This window comes from Streptomyces sp. GQ60, assembly GCF_059758875.1.
On record NZ_JCAXEG010000020.1, the window covers coordinates 87,750 to 102,708 of the forward strand.

General features: G+C 69.2%; 14 protein-coding genes, 1 tRNA gene and 3 pseudogenes. 9 read left to right on the forward strand and 9 right to left on the reverse strand.

The window, feature by feature from the left end; genetic code table 11:
* The first annotated feature begins 120 nt into the window (after nt 1–120).
* From AC6CKD_RS32910 to AC6CKD_RS32920, 3 genes are all read left to right on the forward strand, one after another.
* Nucleotides 121–777, forward strand: coding sequence for a transposase (locus AC6CKD_RS32910; protein WP_498332456.1), 657 nt, complete (start codon nt 121–123; stop codon nt 775–777).
* A gap of 56 nt (nt 778–833) precedes the next feature.
* Nucleotides 834–1,016: a hypothetical protein gene (locus tag AC6CKD_RS32915; RefSeq protein ID WP_498332457.1), complete on the forward strand. Its 183-nt coding sequence runs from the start codon at nt 834–836 to the stop codon at nt 1,014–1,016.
* 531 nt (nt 1,017–1,547) lie between these two features.
* On the forward strand, nt 1,548–3,206 hold the full coding sequence (locus tag AC6CKD_RS32920) for a hypothetical protein (protein ID WP_498332458.1): 1,659 nt from the start codon (nt 1,548–1,550) through the stop codon (nt 3,204–3,206).
* Between the two features lie 190 nt (nt 3,207–3,396).
* Here AC6CKD_RS32920 and AC6CKD_RS32925 read toward each other — a convergent pair whose 3' ends face one another.
* Nucleotides 3,397–3,978: a hypothetical protein gene (locus AC6CKD_RS32925; RefSeq protein WP_498332459.1), complete on the reverse strand. Its 582-nt coding sequence runs from the start codon at nt 3,976–3,978 to the stop codon at nt 3,397–3,399.
* 325 nt (nt 3,979–4,303) lie between these two features.
* Here AC6CKD_RS32925 and AC6CKD_RS32930 point away from each other — a divergent pair.
* Nucleotides 4,304–4,580 (forward strand): annotated as a pseudogene (locus AC6CKD_RS32930) (hypothetical protein); the annotation flags it as partial.
* Nucleotides 4,581–4,740: 160 nt separating this feature from the next.
* Here AC6CKD_RS32930 and AC6CKD_RS32935 read toward each other — a convergent pair.
* Nucleotides 4,741–5,145 carry a hypothetical protein gene (locus AC6CKD_RS32935; RefSeq protein WP_498332460.1) on the reverse strand — a complete coding sequence of 135 codons (405 nt, stop codon included), beginning with the start codon at nt 5,143–5,145 and terminating at the stop codon, nt 4,741–4,743.
* Between the two features lie 80 nt (nt 5,146–5,225).
* On the reverse strand, nt 5,226–5,522 hold the full coding sequence (locus tag AC6CKD_RS32940; RefSeq protein WP_498332461.1) for a hypothetical protein: 297 nt from the start codon (nt 5,520–5,522) through the stop codon (nt 5,226–5,228).
* A 21-nt stretch (nt 5,523–5,543) separates the two neighbouring features.
* Here AC6CKD_RS32940 and AC6CKD_RS32945 point away from each other — a divergent pair.
* The 3 genes and pseudogenes from AC6CKD_RS32945 to AC6CKD_RS32955 all read left to right on the forward strand — a co-directional run.
* Nucleotides 5,544–6,040: pseudogene (locus tag AC6CKD_RS32945) on the forward strand (helix-turn-helix domain-containing protein); the annotation flags it as partial.
* Between the two features lie 467 nt (nt 6,041–6,507).
* A complete protein-coding gene (locus tag AC6CKD_RS32950) occupies nt 6,508–7,389 on the forward strand; it encodes a hypothetical protein (protein ID WP_498332462.1) in 882 nt (293 codons plus the stop codon).
* 210 nt (nt 7,390–7,599) lie between these two features.
* Nucleotides 7,600–8,076, forward strand: a complete 477-nt coding sequence (locus tag AC6CKD_RS32955; RefSeq protein WP_498332463.1) for a hypothetical protein — start codon at nt 7,600–7,602, stop codon at nt 8,074–8,076.
* Nucleotides 8,077–8,106: 30 nt separating this feature from the next.
* Here AC6CKD_RS32955 and AC6CKD_RS32960 read toward each other — a convergent pair.
* Together AC6CKD_RS32960 and AC6CKD_RS32965 are read right to left on the reverse strand one after the other, a co-directional pair.
* Nucleotides 8,107–9,505: pseudogene (locus AC6CKD_RS32960) on the reverse strand (preprotein translocase subunit SecY).
* A gap of 99 nt (nt 9,506–9,604) precedes the next feature.
* Complete coding sequence (locus tag AC6CKD_RS32965) at nt 9,605–10,375, reverse strand: hypothetical protein (protein ID WP_498332464.1); 771 nt, start codon at nt 10,373–10,375, stop codon at nt 9,605–9,607.
* Nucleotides 10,376–10,895: 520 nt separating this feature from the next.
* On the opposite strand from AC6CKD_RS32965, the gene AC6CKD_RS32970 reads away from it, so the two are divergent.
* Nucleotides 10,896–10,969, forward strand: a tRNA-Met gene (locus tag AC6CKD_RS32970).
* A gap of 104 nt (nt 10,970–11,073) precedes the next feature.
* Here AC6CKD_RS32970 and AC6CKD_RS32975 read toward each other — a convergent pair.
* The 4 genes from AC6CKD_RS32975 to AC6CKD_RS32990 form a co-directional block, all read right to left on the reverse strand.
* The gene (locus tag AC6CKD_RS32975; protein WP_498332481.1) at nt 11,074–11,442 is read right to left on the reverse strand and encodes a fic family toxin-antitoxin system, toxin component; all 369 of its coding nucleotides are present in this window, start codon (nt 11,440–11,442) and stop codon (nt 11,074–11,076) included.
* 2 nt (nt 11,443–11,444) lie between these two features.
* Nucleotides 11,445–11,711, reverse strand: coding sequence for a hypothetical protein (locus AC6CKD_RS32980; RefSeq protein ID WP_498332465.1), 267 nt, complete (start codon nt 11,709–11,711; stop codon nt 11,445–11,447).
* 1,652 nt (nt 11,712–13,363) lie between these two features.
* Nucleotides 13,364–13,753 carry a hypothetical protein gene (locus AC6CKD_RS32985; RefSeq protein WP_498332466.1) on the reverse strand — a complete coding sequence of 130 codons (390 nt, stop codon included), beginning with the start codon at nt 13,751–13,753 and terminating at the stop codon, nt 13,364–13,366.
* Nucleotides 13,754–13,885: 132 nt separating this feature from the next.
* Nucleotides 13,886–14,149, reverse strand: a complete 264-nt coding sequence (locus tag AC6CKD_RS32990; RefSeq protein WP_498332467.1) for a hypothetical protein — start codon at nt 14,147–14,149, stop codon at nt 13,886–13,888.
* A gap of 95 nt (nt 14,150–14,244) precedes the next feature.
* On the opposite strand from AC6CKD_RS32990, the gene AC6CKD_RS32995 reads away from it, so the two are divergent.
* Nucleotides 14,245–14,496, forward strand: coding sequence for a hypothetical protein (locus AC6CKD_RS32995; protein WP_498332468.1), 252 nt, complete (start codon nt 14,245–14,247; stop codon nt 14,494–14,496).
* Nucleotides 14,497–14,959: the final 463 nt, after the last annotated feature.

Here is a 14,959-nt window from a genome sequence, read left to right on the forward strand (position 1 = left end):
GGATTGAACCGTAACGCAGCAAGGGCCGCACGGGTTGGGCGAGTTGTGAGGCTTGCCTGGGCCCGTGCGGCCTGTTCCCACCCTGCCCTGTCAGGGGTCTCTCGTGCACACTTCGGCGAGTTGCTCGAAGAACTCGCACCCAAGTGGCAAGCCGCCCGGGAGTCGTCCCTACGCGAGCGGCGCGGCGGGGACCGCAAGAGGGCGCCCGGAGCCGGCCCCAAGCAGCGGCTCGCGTTCACTGACCGGCTGCTGGTCACACTCGTCCACCTTCGACTGGGACTACCGCATGCCGCCCTGGCCGAGCTCTACAGCGTGGACCGCTCGACGGTGTCCGGGGCGATCCGCGAGGCCCGCACGCTCTTGGCCGCCCGCGGCTTCGCCGTACCCGACCGCCCCGGCCTGCGAGTGCGCACCCTGGAGGACCTGTTCGCCGACGCCGAGAGCGTCCGGCTGCGGATCGACGGCACCGAAGTCCAGGTCCGCCGCCCACGCTCGGGCCGCCCCGGCCACAAAGCGTTCGTGTCGGGCAAGAAGCGGCAGAACACCATCAAGACCACCACCTTCAGCGACGCCCAGGGCCGCACCCTGTTCAGCAGTGTGATCCGCCCCGGACGCATGCACGACCAGACGACCGTCCGCACCGAAGGCATCGCCGAACAGTTCCACCGACACCCGAGGGTCCGGACCGAGGTCGACGAGGGTACCGGGGCCTGGCCAACGAGTTCCCTGCCCAGGTCAGCGCCCCTCCGAAGAAGCCCAAGGACGACGCGCCGCTGAGCGAACACCACGCCTGGCGCGAGCAGCGGCGCCGCCGGTCCTCCAGGCGGATCTGTGTGGAACACACGAACGCCGAGTTCAAGCAGTGGCGACCGCTGCAGCGGTTCACCGGGCGCCGGGAGATCTACGCCGAGACCCACCTAGCCATCGCCGGCCTGGTCTCCGACCGCTCCGCACGACGGGCCACCTGTCGAAAGCCGAGCACCGAGCTCATGCTCGCCCGCCCGACCGCCTGCTGATCACCCACCAGCCGAACCGCCAGGCGAGCATGCTCGTACGTCAATCGCTCCGAAGGTCGTAAGCGCCGAACAGGAGGAGCCGGACAAGATGTGCAGCACTGCAACTCGAACGAGTGGACAAGCAGCCCCGACTGCGATCTCCCGCGTTCCTGTCAGTGGGCGACCTGCACGTGTGCCGCTCCACGTGTGGCGCTCCATGACAGTGGCAGCCACCCCGAACAGCCCGTCACTGCCGGCACCCCGCTGACACCAACCCGGCACACATCGCACGCACGGCGTCGTGGACTTCTGGAACCAGCGCTTCGGCGATGTCGACCTCATCGTCGACTACTTCGGGTACCTACGAGCCCAAGTAGCGGCAGCCGTATCCGTACAACCAAAGGTCCCGCCCGATCGTCAGACCGGGCGGAGCCTTCGCGCTTCCGTGTGCTCAGCGCCCACGTATTCGAATCCGTGAGAGAAAATGGGGGGCCGGTGCGTCATCACCGACTCGTAGTTTCCGCTGCCTTTGTGGCGGCTGGTATCGGACTCATGCCGGGCATCGCGCAGGCGGCCGGCCCTGCCGTTCCTGCGGCGCAGGGAGCGCCCTCGGCCGGGGCCGCCCCGGACGCGGAGCAGGAGCTCAAGGGCAGGACGTTCAGCAGCCCGGCCGACCGTACGGTGTCCACGGCGCCGTCCGGTGCCAAGGCCGGGGGGACCGCGCGGGCGCAGGGGTCGCCCACCGCAGGGGACCAACGCCTCTCGGCCGACCTGTACGCGACGGGTGAGGGCGCGCACACGATCGACCTGCGGACCATCGTGTCCGCTCGGGAGTACGCCCTGGTCGACGTCACGATCGCATGGGGCGACGGAACCACGGACACCTTCAGCACCAGCGTCATGCCCTTCGGCACCGATCTGCGCTACACCAAGCACAAGTACGCGGCCATCGGTTCGTACGACGTCAAGGTCACGGTGATGGACCCCACGACCGGCGCCGAGGGGGTCAACGGGCTCACCTTCGTCACCTCCGGGACCGAGTTCACCGCGCACGAGCCCACCCGGCTGCTGGACACCCGTGAGGGCATCGGCGCCGGGCGGGCCAAGGTCGGCGCGCGCACGTCGGTGGCTCTCAAGGTGGCGGGCACCGCGAAGGTGCCCGCAGGGGTCACCTCGGTGGTCCTGAACGTCACCGTCACCAACACCGCGGCGGCCGGCCACATCTCGGTCGCCCGGGACAAGGAACTGGCGGAGGGGGCCGAGACCTCCAGCCTGAACTACGTGGCGGGCCAGTCCGTTCCGAACCTGGTGATCGCACCGGTGGGCGATGACGGGTACGTGCACCTGTTCAACGCGGGCTGGGCATCGGTCGACCTGCTGGCCGACGTCACCGGCTACTTCACTCCGTCGAAGGCGGCCGGCTACGGCCCGGTGACTCCGACCCGTGTCGTGGACACCCGCGAGGGCCTGGGCGCCGCGAAGGGCCAGGTCGCCGGGTACGGCTCCTTCGGCGTGCAGATCGCCGGGCGCGCGGGCGTGCCCCAGGGCGCCACCGCGGTCGCGCTCAACCTGACCGTCACCAACCCGCGCTCGGCCGGACACCTGACCGCCTACCCCGCCGGGAAGGCGGCCCCGGCCACCTCCAACCTGAACTTCACCGCCGGCCAGACCGTCGCCAACGCGGTCATCGTGCCGATCGGCGCAGACGGGAAGATCAACATCCGCAACGGCGGCTGGAACCCGGCCGACGTGGTCCTGGACGTCGTCGGGTACTACACCCCGGCGAGCCGCTCCGCCTTCGTGTCCGCCTGGGTTCCCTTGCGGACCCTGGACACGCGCGTGAACTACAGCTGGGGCCTGCGCCCGGCCGGGCAGGTGCCGGCCCGCACACCCGAGGTGATGCGGTTCGAAGGCGACACGCACACCCCCGAGGTCGATGCCTGGGCCGTGAACACCACGGTCACGAACACGACCGGCGACGGCTTCCTGTCGGTGGCCCCGGACCCGAACTTCTGGTCCGACTACGAGAACGGCACGGCCGTCGCGCCGAAGCGGCCCGTGTCCTCGGCCCTGAACTGGACGGCCGGCGGCACCGTCCCGAACCTGGTGCAGACGCCCGGGGGCAAGGGCGGCATCGTCGACTTCTGGAACCAGGGCTGGTCGGGCATCGACCTGATCGTCGACCTGACCGGTTACTACCAGACGGTCTGAGCACACAGGTAGGGGCGCTGTTCCCGCCGTACGGCGGGAACAGCGCACATCCCAACAACAAGACGGCCACGGTGCGGGTCAAGCTTCTGAGGAAGGTCCCCTACGCCTGGCCGGAGTATGACCCGACAGCAACAAGAAATAAACGTGGCCGGATGCCGTCAGGCATCCGGCCACCCCCGTTTCCGCGTTCTCACAGCTGCGGCAGCACGTCCCCGGCCCCCGGGTAACGGCCGTGCTCCAAGCGGAAGATGTACGCCCGCAGGTCGTCCGCCAACCCGCCGGAAAGGTAGGCCTCGTGGTCCCGCAGGCCATCGACCGCCTCGCGGTACTCCTCCTCCCCGCTCACCTTCCACTCCGCGAGCATCGCCGCAATGTAACTCTCGACCTCTCCCCTGCCCTGCCACCACTCCCGCACCGCAGCGGGTGTCCAGTGCAGGTCTCCGTCACACGCATACGCTGACGGCAGATCCTCCGCCGCGGCCCGCGCGAGAGCACGTACCTCATCGGCGGACTTCGGCTGCCGGTACACGAATTCGCCGTAGCCGTCCAGCCGGTCGCCGTAGAGCAGGTTCCGTGGAGCGTACCCGCGCCCGGCCAAGCCGTTGTCCGCGCCGGCCGTGTAGAACGGCCCGGGCACGTTCAGCCGCGAACGGTACTCCCACTGCCCGTAGAAACTCCGCTCGGGCTCACCCTCCGGCAGCGCCACCACCGGGTCCCAGCCTTGCGTCCCGGTCGTTGGGTCGTCGGAGGCGTGGCGTTCTGCCGAATCCATCTCCCGCCCCCTTCTTCTCTGCTCCGTAGACGAGGTTCCGCACCCTGCCGTCCGCAGTGGCCCGGCGTCGCTGCTGTCCGGCCAGGGTAATCACCCACCGCTCCAGGTGGTGCATCGCACTGGGAACGGGCTGAGCCGGGCATGCAGGAAGGGCCTGCCCCCTGACGGCAGCGCTCCGAAGATCAACAACCGCTTGATCAACTACGGAGGCCGTGAAAGGACAGCTGGAGCGGCTGGACCGCTCCGCGCAGCCGCTGGAGGAAGCCGATGCGGTTGGCGAGGCGGTTGGCGAGGCGGATCGCACGCGGCTGCGCCAGGAGGCGTCATGGCAAACCCGTTTCGAGTCGGTCCTGGAGGGCGCAGGCCTCACCCACATCCGCCGCCGGAACCGGGCCCGAACCACGCAGCGGCGTTGGTGGTGTTGGGGCCGTCGTCGGAGCCGGCGCGCGCGCTGTCGGCCGGGCGCCCGGATATGGCCGAGGAACTCCTCGTGCCCTTGGCGTGAGGTCGTCGGCGATGGTCTGCGGCTGGAGGCGGTGTGGTGGGGCTGTCCGGGTACCGGGCCGGGCTCGCTGCGGCTCGCCGCGCGCACCATCGGCCTCTCCTCCGCCGGACCAGCCTGGCCGACACGGCCTTCACCGACCCGAGCCACCCCGTGCGCCGACTCCGACACGGCCTCCGCCAGATCCGATACCGCAGCGACATCATCGACGGATGCCTCACCGGAACCGGACTCACACCGACGGCACCACGGCTCCAAACTCAGGAGCGAGGGCTGGCATACCGGAGTTCGGCGTGAGCCAGCGCGATCCGTGTGAGGTGGACGGCGAGGGGGACGATGCCCGGCTCGGTCAGGTCGATCCGCACGAATTTCTTGTTCTGCTCGTCCTGGGACAGCCGGTGTCCGTCAGGCAGGTAGTGGCGGGCGGTGGACCAGGGCACGTGGATGTCGGCGAGGCGCCGGGGGACGATCACGTGCACGGCGGAGCGGGCGTTGGGGGCCGCCGCGGAGTAAAGGCGGAAGCCCTCGGGGCTGGAGCTGGTGGTGGGCTTGGCGATGACGTACGGGGTGTCGGTCGCCTGGAGTACGTATGCGGCGAGTTCGTCCTCACCAGGTCCGGTGTGCCGGTCGACCATGGCGGAGACGGCGACATCAAGATGGTCCACGGAAATCCTTCGGTCGAGCCGTTCATGGAGCAGGGCCACGCCTCTTTGAGTACGGGCCCTGCTGGTCTTTCCGCGCTAGGTCAGGCGCCGCCCCATCGGGCCTTGCCATCCTTGCCCACGAAGCACTTCGCGACCCGACCGTCCTTGGTGGTGGCGCGGGCGCCGACGGGTGAGCAGAACTGGCCGAAGCCGACACCGACACCGCCCCCGCCGGTGGCACTGCTGCTGTCGTCGTCCGGATCGGGCTCGGGCTCCGGCTTGGGATTGATCGGCGGCGCCGGGGTGGGCTCGGGAGCGGCCGGGGCAGGGGCGGAAGGTTGGCTGTCCGGGCACGAGGGAGGCCCCCGGGGGATCTTCAGTTCTAGTGGTCGTCGCAACACCCCAGCTCAGGGGATGCGATGGACTTCGAGATCCGGGACAGCAGGAAGCCGCAGGGGCCTAGGAGGTTGATCGAAAGCGGGAGCAATACTTCCGGCTTGTGGATCAAGGAATCGGCCATATCGAAGCGGCCCGCCTCGTGGGCATCAACAAGCGCACAGACAAGCGGTGTCGCAACGGCCGCAGCGCCTATGGCAACAGCAGGGCGGCGCCACCGATCATCTCGGCGGCACCGCTTCCTGCGTCTGAACCGCCGACCTCATCGCGATATCTGAGCGAGACCGAGCGCATCCACGTCGCCGACCGCCTCCGGGAGAACGCCGGCGTCCGGACCATCGCCGGCGAGCTGGCACGCAGCCCCTCGACCATCAGCCGCGAGATCCGACGCAACCGCACGATCGAGGTCACCGGCAGCGGGCACTTCCGGCCCCATGCTGCCCAGCGCCGTGCCGACCGGCGCCGCCCCCGTCCCAAGACGGGAAAGATGGGCCACAACCCACAGAGGCTGGATCACCTCGCGGCCTCAGCGCTCCGTCCGGAACGCGGGTAGGACCGGATGGTCGATGTGGTGATGCTCGACCTCTACGCCCCGCTCGTCGCCCCAGGCGTCGTAGACGCGGCGGGCGACTGCCTCCGCCACTGCACTGGCCTTTTCCGGACTAGCGAGATGATCTTGGTTGTTGTGTTCAGTCACCCCTGAGGACGGCCTTCCCCTTCGCCGACCAGATCAGTGAGCAGGACAGGAGAGTCAAGCCGCATCGGCAAGTCCCACCTACTCATCGGGATCGGCACCGCCGGAGTCGTTCGAGCAGGCGCTGTGAGACGAATTGCGGAATCCTGGAGGGGAGGCTCAACCAGCGGGGCGGCTCAGAGGTGACCGATCCAATGGCTGTTCCGGTGTCCCCGTCTAGTGGTGGCGGACCCGTGGCAACGCCCGTCGGGCGACCGTCGAGTACTGCTGTGCGCCGTACTGCGATCACTCTCGTGTGCGCGGTCCTGCTCCCCGTGGTTTGCTTCTGGGGGCTGCTCCTGGCCTGGTTCGGGCCGGAGTATCTGGTCAGCCGTTGGGCGTGGGATTCACAGGGGAACGGCGCCTACCTGCTGACGCTGGCAGGCGGGCTCGTCTGGGCGCTCACGCTGTTCGTGATCCGCCGAACCCGGGTACCCCAACGCATGGTGCGTCGCATCACGCTCTCCCTAGTCCGGACCGGGTGGGGCGCCGGCGGGACGGGGGGTCCGGTGGTAGTACCCGGTCTCGGGCCGCCACCCGGCGAGGACGACGCCGCTCCCCTGCCTGACGATCCCGCCCTGGCTGCCCGTGCGTCCGGACTGTGGCACGCGAAGCACCGGCTGAGCCAGCTCGAAGTACCGGTCTACGGGGCCATCGCCTTGATCAATTTCGTGAAGGGCTACCAGGAGTTCCGCGTAGGAGAAGACTGGGAGGTGAGTCCGCCGCTCCTGATCTTCTTCCTCGTCTCGGTAGGGCTCGCCGCCGTACTGGGGTCTTGCCACTTCTTCCTAGACCGCCGCCTGGAAGCGGTCTGGCGACCGCACCTTACGCTCACGATGACGGCGACCGGCGGCGACACCGCGACCCTACGGCGCAGACACGCCCTCGAGCGGTGGCGGAACCGGTGCTGCTGCATCTTCGTGGCCACCTTCGCCTTCGTGTTCTTTGCCCACTGGGTGGAAGGTGCCATTGAAGACCTGACGGGACCTTCCAACCTCGTGAACTTCGTCGTGATTGGGCTGCCCTTCGTGGCGCTGTTCCTCAGCTTCCCCACCGCCTTCTTCCTGCAGTGGCGTCTGCTCCGACTGGACGCTCGCATCGCTGCCCAGTCCCACCACAGCGAACGGGGACGGTGAGGCCGACGGCGACCACGCAAGCGGCGGAAACGGCCCCATGCTTATGGGCGGGCCGCTGGCTGAGCTCGGCCATCGCTGCGTCGAAGCTGACCTGGAGTCCGTCGACCTCGCCGAGCCAGCCGTTGGCTCGGGCGCCTCGTGTCGCCCCGTAGTCCGGTTCAACGCCTCTGTGGCGACCGCCCTGGCACGCCAGTGAGGCGGACCAACTGTGTGGCTTTTGACGAGGTGCTGGCGGAGCGGACCAGGGAGCGGCTGGCGGCGGACGGGGTGACCGCGAAGAAGATGAAAGAAGATGTTCGGCGGGATCACCTTCCTCCTGCAGGGGCAATGCTGGCCAACCTGTACGAGGGGGGCCTGATGGTCCGCGTCGGCCCGGACGGGATGGACGAGGCTCTGGCCCGCCCCGGCACGAGGCAGTTGGTGTTCAGTGGGCAGGAGCAGACGGGCTGGGTGGTGCTGTTGGAGGAGACCTTGGACGACGAGGTCCTCGATGGCTGGCTGAGGTGGGCCATGGAGATCACCGCGGAGCTGCCGCCCAGATCCGGCCCGCCCGGGCCCCGCGGCGACCTACGCCTCCTGGGCCAACCCGATCGAAGCTCACTTCGGACCGCTGAGGGAGTTCACCATTGCCAATTCGAATCACCCGAACCACACCGTCCAGACCAAGGCCCTGCCTCCGCAGCCTGACCAACCCGGCGAACCAATGCGGTCACAGCGCTAGCGGAGGTAGGGCGCGTACTCCCGCATGGCGAGGGTGGTTTCGGCCTCTTTGACGACGTGCCGGGCGACGATCATGCTGATGCCGATGGCGACGAGGATGCCCGGGGCCGTGAGGGCGGACCGGGGGCCGATGTCCAGGAGGGCCAGGGTCACCATTGGAGCCAGCACGACGAGCCCGGCGTAGAGGGCATTGCACCAGGCCAGCCTGGAGCGGACGTGGCCGAGATAGTCGGCGGTCACTTTGCCCCGGGGGACGCCCGGGATGAAGCCCCCCTGCCGCTTGATGCGATCGGCTACCTCTTCCGGGTCGAGAACCCCCCGCGCGCGGATGTACATGCCGAGGACTACGAGCGCGAAGGACGCCGCGAGGTACCAGGGGCTGGTCAGGTGCCACAGCCAGGCGGGTGCGTAGAGGAGCAGGGAGGCCCAGACCATGGGGTTGTAACCGGCCTGGTCGACCTTGATCGGGATGTAGACATGGGCGGTGCCGTGCGGCCAGCGTCCCATCAGCCTCTTGTCGCGCTGCACCGATGCGCCGCTCGGCCTGCCGGGCCGTGATGACCGCGACCACGATGACCACCCCGATCGCCGGGACGACGACGAGCGCGGGGGTGCCGGCGCCCAGCAGCTGGCCGGGGAACACGGCGGCGACCTGGGTGAAGAGGAGGAGGTTGAGCCCGTTCCCGGTGCCGTGGGTGGTGATCAGTTCGACCAGCCGGATGGTGACGGCGGTGCCGGCCGTCGTACCGGCCACCAGGGTGACGATCGCGAGCGGGCCGCGGTCGTGGAAGGCGTCCGCCCAGAAGAGATGGGCCGTGCCCAGAACAGCCCCGAGACAGAGGGCGAGGGCCCGGGTGAACCGCATGAGCCGGTCCACGCCGAGGGGTTCGTGCCCCCTGAGCGCCTTCATGCGGGGCACCACCCCGACGAGGAGTGAGGTGGTGAACCTCGCGGCGTAGAGAGGGAGCACACCGAGCGAGAAGACCGCGGGCCGGCGCAGGTCCGAACCGGTGAGCAGGTCGACCAGGCCACTGACCTGAGGGGGGTGCGAGGTGATGTCGACACCCGGCAGGGCCAGGTTCTGACCCAGCCGGAACACCACGACGGCGCACAGCGCGATCAGCAGTCTTCTGCGCACGCTCGGAACCCGTAAGGCGCGTATGAACCTGCTCAGTGCCCCCACCCCCTGCCTCGGAAACAACCGACGACGACCAGCGCCAGTCGATGACGCTGTCGAAGACGGTCCAATCGAGTACGGCGGTTGCGGAAGTGTCCCGTGCGCATGCCGCAGTGGGCGGAACCCCGCCACCACCGAGCCCGAGGCCAGCCCGGAAGCAGCGCGGCCGGCAGAATCAGCAGACCGCACTGGGAGGGCCCCGCCCGTGATGAGCGACACCGAGCAGCAACCGGTCGAGCGCCGGCCGCGACCCGGTGAACCGATGCAGTCACAGCACTAGCTGTGCAGGACTCGGTGCGGGCGGCGATGCCTCGGAGTTCAGGTGTGGTGCGTCCGGAAAGGAGCAGGCCGGAGACAAGGGATTTCACGGCTGGGCAGGCGCGGGTTTCCTGAGGGGCCCAGCATTCGGCCTGGAGGAGGGCTCGGATGCATTCGTCTCGTCGGCCCCATTGCGCGAAGGCCTTCGCGCGGTCGGTGAAGTAGAGGGCGCGCCGTTCCGTGGTGGGGAGTGTTTGGGGGGGCGAGGGTGTCTGCTGCGGCGGTCGCGGCCGAGGGGTCTCCGGCGGTGTTCTCTGCCGAGATCAGGTGGAGCTGGACAGTGGCCAAGCTGAAGCCGCCGTCGGTGTCCCGGAGGTGGGTGACGGAGCCCAGGGTCTTGGCGATGGCGGTTGCCTCGCTGGTCAGCTCGCGCATTCCGGCCTGGTCGCGTTGGTGGGCGACGGTGTAGGCGGCGCACTGGACGAGCAGGCCGCGCTGGGCGATCCCGTCGTTTCCGAGTTCGCGCAGGGCTGGGTCGCCGGCTGCGTTCAGGGGCAGGGTGAGGGCCTGGTCGTGCCGGCCGGCCTTGCGGGCGAGGACGGCCTGCTGGCGGGCCGCCTCCCCTGCCGCGACGGGTGCCCCGGCGGCCGAGGCGAACTGCCGGGCGCGGTCGGCTGCCATCCAGCCGAGTTGCGGCTCGTCGAGCTTGATGAGGATCCGCGTCGCCAGGAGGTAGGCCTGCGCCAGCACGGGGAAGTCGTCGCCGGTGGACTGGTGCCCGGCGCAGATCAGGCGTGGGAGCCGTAGGGCGAGGTTGGAGTACGCGAACACCGCGCACTCCCCCACCCAGTGAGCACTCCCAAGAAGGGACTTCTTCGTGGATCAGTACTTGCCGCAGCGCGACCGTCTGCTGACGTCGTCCAGGCCCCCTGCCGGACGTCGAAGCCGTGGGATCGAACGGGTCTTGGCTGCACCGTGCCGACGGCCGTCGGATCCTCGACGGATCGAGTGGCCTCCTCTGCGCGAACGTCGGACAGGGCAGCCGCGCGGTCTTCACCCGCATCGAGAAACAGTTCTCCCGCTACTCGTTCGGCGGCGCTGCCGTCGTCCAGAAGGCGCGCGGCGACATCCTGACATCCGGTGGCCGACACGAAGGCCTCGCCTGGACCCGCTACGGGGAAAAACCATCGCGTCAGGCCCCGCCACCATGCGCACCGTGGGACGCATCCTCGCCGCACAATCCGACCAGATGGACATCCACCTCATCACCCTTGCCGGGCAGCCAGGTCCCGTGAGCAGGCGAAACTGGTAAACGGGCGGTCCTGCGGTGGCGTAAGGTGAGGTTTACCGACGCGGGGTGGAGCAGTTCGGTAGCTCGCTGGGCTCATAATCCAGAGGTCGCAGGTTCAAATCCTGTCCCCGCTACTGAAGGTTGAAGGGCCCGGATCCTCAAGGATCCGGGCCCTTTCGTCGTACCAGCGCTTCGGCCGTGCTCTGCCCGGGGGCCGCAGGCTGCACAGTCCGTACGCCTATCGCCAGGTACGCAGGAGTTCGGCGATTCGGGCGGTGGTGGTGCGGGGGTCGTAGAGCTCCTGGGCGAGTGCGGTGAGCTGGTCCCGGCTGGGGTCGACGGGAATGCCGCTCGCGGTCAGGTACATCACTGCGGTCGCGCAGGCGACCGTGAGGTTGGAGCGTTCCAGCCAGCGGCAGCGGCCGAGCGTGTGGACCAGGGCTGCCGCGCGGGCGTAGGGGCCTCCGTAGACGGGCTGTTCAAGGAGCTCCGCGCGGTGGCGGGCTACGGCGGCGATCGGGACGCCCAGATCGTCGGGGGCCGGGTCGCGGTGGCCGGCGCGTTCGGCGACTTCCAGAATCCAGGTGAGGTCGACGTGCAGGGACATGCTCACGCAGCCGCGCCCCTGCTGTTGCGCACCGCTGGGGCGTACTGGGCATCGAGGTCGTCTTCCAGGCCCTGCAGGAAGTCGCCGTGGGTGTCGAGGAGCCGTTGGGCGGCAGCCATGCCAGCCGCTCGGGCGCCGGTGGTGTCCTCGGTGATCAGGCGCTGCACGTACTGGTTGAAGTCCAGGCCGCGGGCGGCCGCCGCGTCCTTCCCGGCAGCAAGGACGTCGGGTTCCAGCCTCAGCTGGGTCTGCTTCTTCGTGCTGCTCATACAAGAAAGGTAGCAGGGTGGTAGCAACAGGGGAACTCGCGTCTCGCTCGGTGCGGCCGAGCAGGGACGTGTCGCCGAACAGGTTCAGCTGCACACGGTCCCCACCACGCCGGTAAGCCGCGGCCGCATCGGTGCGATGCTCGCGCGCCCAGCGACGATTGCCGTCCACGATCACGGCCACGTGCCGGGGCGGCGCGGCTCCCGAACGCAGCGAAGAGTGGCGCTCCCAAGACGCTATGGGCAGGCCGGTGGCGGAGTTGATGGACATCGCGCTACTCCCCCGGGTGTGAGCGGGCCCCGCGGGCGGTGACCCGCAAGGGATCGGACACCGCAACCGACACCGGTGAGCAAGTCGCGAAGAGCGCCGCGGACCCGACGGGGGTGGGCGGGTGTCATGGGGCTACTCACGCGCTATCCATGGAGGTGCCCCGGCTTTCCAGTGGGGGATGGTCCTGACGTGTCGAGAGCTTCCCGTGTGACATGGACACGGAAACCGATCACGGTCGACGGAAGGACGTACGCCGGGGGCGCACGCAGCACACGGAGGGTGCTCGGAGCAGCGGGGTGCCGTCAGAGGTCGCCCCTCGCCACTCCACGGAGTCGGGGTCGGCGAGGTCTACGTCCTCGGCATGGCGGACGGGTGCTGCCTGCCAAGACCCGTGCTGTCAGCAACCGCCACACCGTCGCCCTGGGGGGCTCACTCGATGGGTGAGGACAACACCGCTTCCGTCCCCCCGTCGACCTGATGGTGCGTGCGGCAGGCGACCTCCGCTTCTCCGGGGGCGTCCGGAGCCCTGCGTGGCCGCATGCCGGGGTAGCGGGCAGAGGCGGGCCGTTGCTGCCGTGGCAGGTCAGCCGCTGCCCGTAGTCGCGCACATGTTCGAATAGATGCAGTGGGCGGCGGCGCAGCAGATACAGCAGGCATCGGGAGCGGTCACCCGGCCACCCGCCGTGCGGGGCCGGCACGGCCCGACGCACGCAGTAGTGCGGACGGCCCCCGGCGAGGGTGGCGGCCCGCACTACTGGTTGGTCACCGTCTCGGGGTAGGCATCCCCACCACTGGCACCCGGGTCGGCTCCGGCCCACGACGAAGCCCGGGCGCTGGCGAGCGTGTAGCGACGGACAGGATGAGTGCAGCGTCAAGGCTGACAAGGGTGATGTCGGTCAAGGCGCCTGCGTCTGGGTCGGTGGCTGCCGGGGTCTTCTTGATCCAGGCGGAGAACACGCTGCTCCTGTCCAAGCCCCCGGTGATGGTCACTTCCGACGGCCCGCTGGACCTCACGCCCAAGACGCTCTGGACCCTCCGGCTGCACGTCGTCAAGATCGACTGCGAACACATTGCCTGTCTGACCGGTCACCGGCGCCGGCCCGGCGGCCGCCGTCGACTAGCTGGTGCGCGGCCTGCTCGGGCAGTGGGCCGACTGGCAGCAGTCGATCGGCGACCTGGGCCGCGCGCTCACCACGGCAACTGAAGGGCGACCGCTACCCGGCTGGTCCACAGACGCCAGCCGCACCGAGGACATCGGGTGGGGCCAGGCCCGCACCACGCTGCTCGAGGCCGTCGCACGCCACCACCACGCTCACCTGCTCGCCGCCAACGTCGAGCTCGGCGGTGAGCTGGAGCTCCCAGCTACCCCCAGAAGGCTGCGCGGTCAGCGCCGGCCGCCGCCGATGCGGCGGTCGTCGGCCAGTGCGGTCAGCGGGCCGAACTCGCGGGCAAGCTCGTTCCACGTCAGAACCTCGCCACAGCGGGCCGGGAACTCCTTCGGGTTGAACTCGGGCATGGTCCAGTTGCCAGTGCCCCGGTCCCTCAGCCACAGGTCCCCGTCACCGTCGACCACCGTCGGCGGGACCGGTACGGGCTCGGCCTGGTCGGTGGGGTCCCAGGTGACCCGGCCCGGGTGGGAAGCGCGGCGCAGCTCCGTGGTGGCCAGCCGCGCGGCCAAGTCACGGGTGGACTCTTCGGCGTCCTTGACCGACGCGAGTCGGAATGCGTCGTCAAGTACGGGCAGGGCTAGATTCTTGCTGCGCTTTGAACTCATACGCTGACTACCTCCGGTGGGGGGCGTCACATCCGTTATGGCACCCCGTAGAGGAACACAATATCCGAGGCGGGAGCCGGGCCGGCTACGACGACTGTCCAGGTGGAGGCGCTGGCACACCGGGCGGTGGGGCTAGGTGGTGAGCTGGTCCTGCACGTGGTGCAACCCGTGGTGGTAGCGCTCAGATATGCGGTCCGGGTCTGAGAAGGTGAGGCCGCCGGGGGCGAGCGGACGTCGGGCCGGGGTAGGTGCGGGCTCGGGCTCGCCGGGCGGCTGGCGGAAGTCGGCGCCCTGCTCGACCGGCAGCAGCCGGCGCCCACCCGCCTGGGCGGTTACGGGAGCCTCGGAAGCGGGGTCGGAGAAGGTGGGCAGCGAGAGCGGTCGACGGTTGGTCATGATCCCTAGTCTCCCAGGTCCGGCCCTGCGGTAGGGCCAGGCCGCTATCAGCGGTGATAGTGCTCTGGCCCTGGCCAGCAGGGCCATTCGCGCACATGATGACCAACCGCGAAGGACACCGCCTCGACGAGTGGATTGCCGCGGCCACGATCAAGCAGCTACCCCACCCGTGCTCCTTCGCCCCCGGCCTCCGCCACGATCACGCAGCGGTCTCCGCCGGGATCACCCTGCCCCACAGATTCGGCGCCGTGGAAGGAACCGTCAACAAAATCAAGCTGCTGAAACGCCAGATGTTCGGCCGAACGAACTTCGACCTCCTCCACAGCCCGGTCCTCCATGCCCTCTGATCCGCGGAGTGTCGTCTGCCGCGCGAACGCAGCCGTTCTGCCACGGGAGGTGTCGGTAGCAGACCACGGATGAGGGCGGGAGCGTCACGGCCCGCCCTGGCGCCACGGGGCTGTATCCCTCAAACCAGGTGGAGTGGCTCAGGCGGTCACGAGCGTGTCTTCGGCCACCCTTTTGCGGTGCCGATGAGGGCGACACTGGACTGGTCGGCGATGTTGTTGCCGTCTGCCAGGGTCGTCGGCCAGCGCAGGGGTGGCCGCGGTGAAGGCGGTGATGCCGGCGATGGCTGCGGAACCGAGAACTCGGGTGAAGATCCTGATCATGCACAGGAATCGACTGCTACGGGCGGCCGGGAACCGCTGACATCCGGTGGCAGAACCACAAGATCGCCGAGTAGGCCCGGAGCGCGGTGCCGGGATTGCTCCCGGTCCGTTTCTCCGGACCTCTCGCCGAACCCGCCGTGCG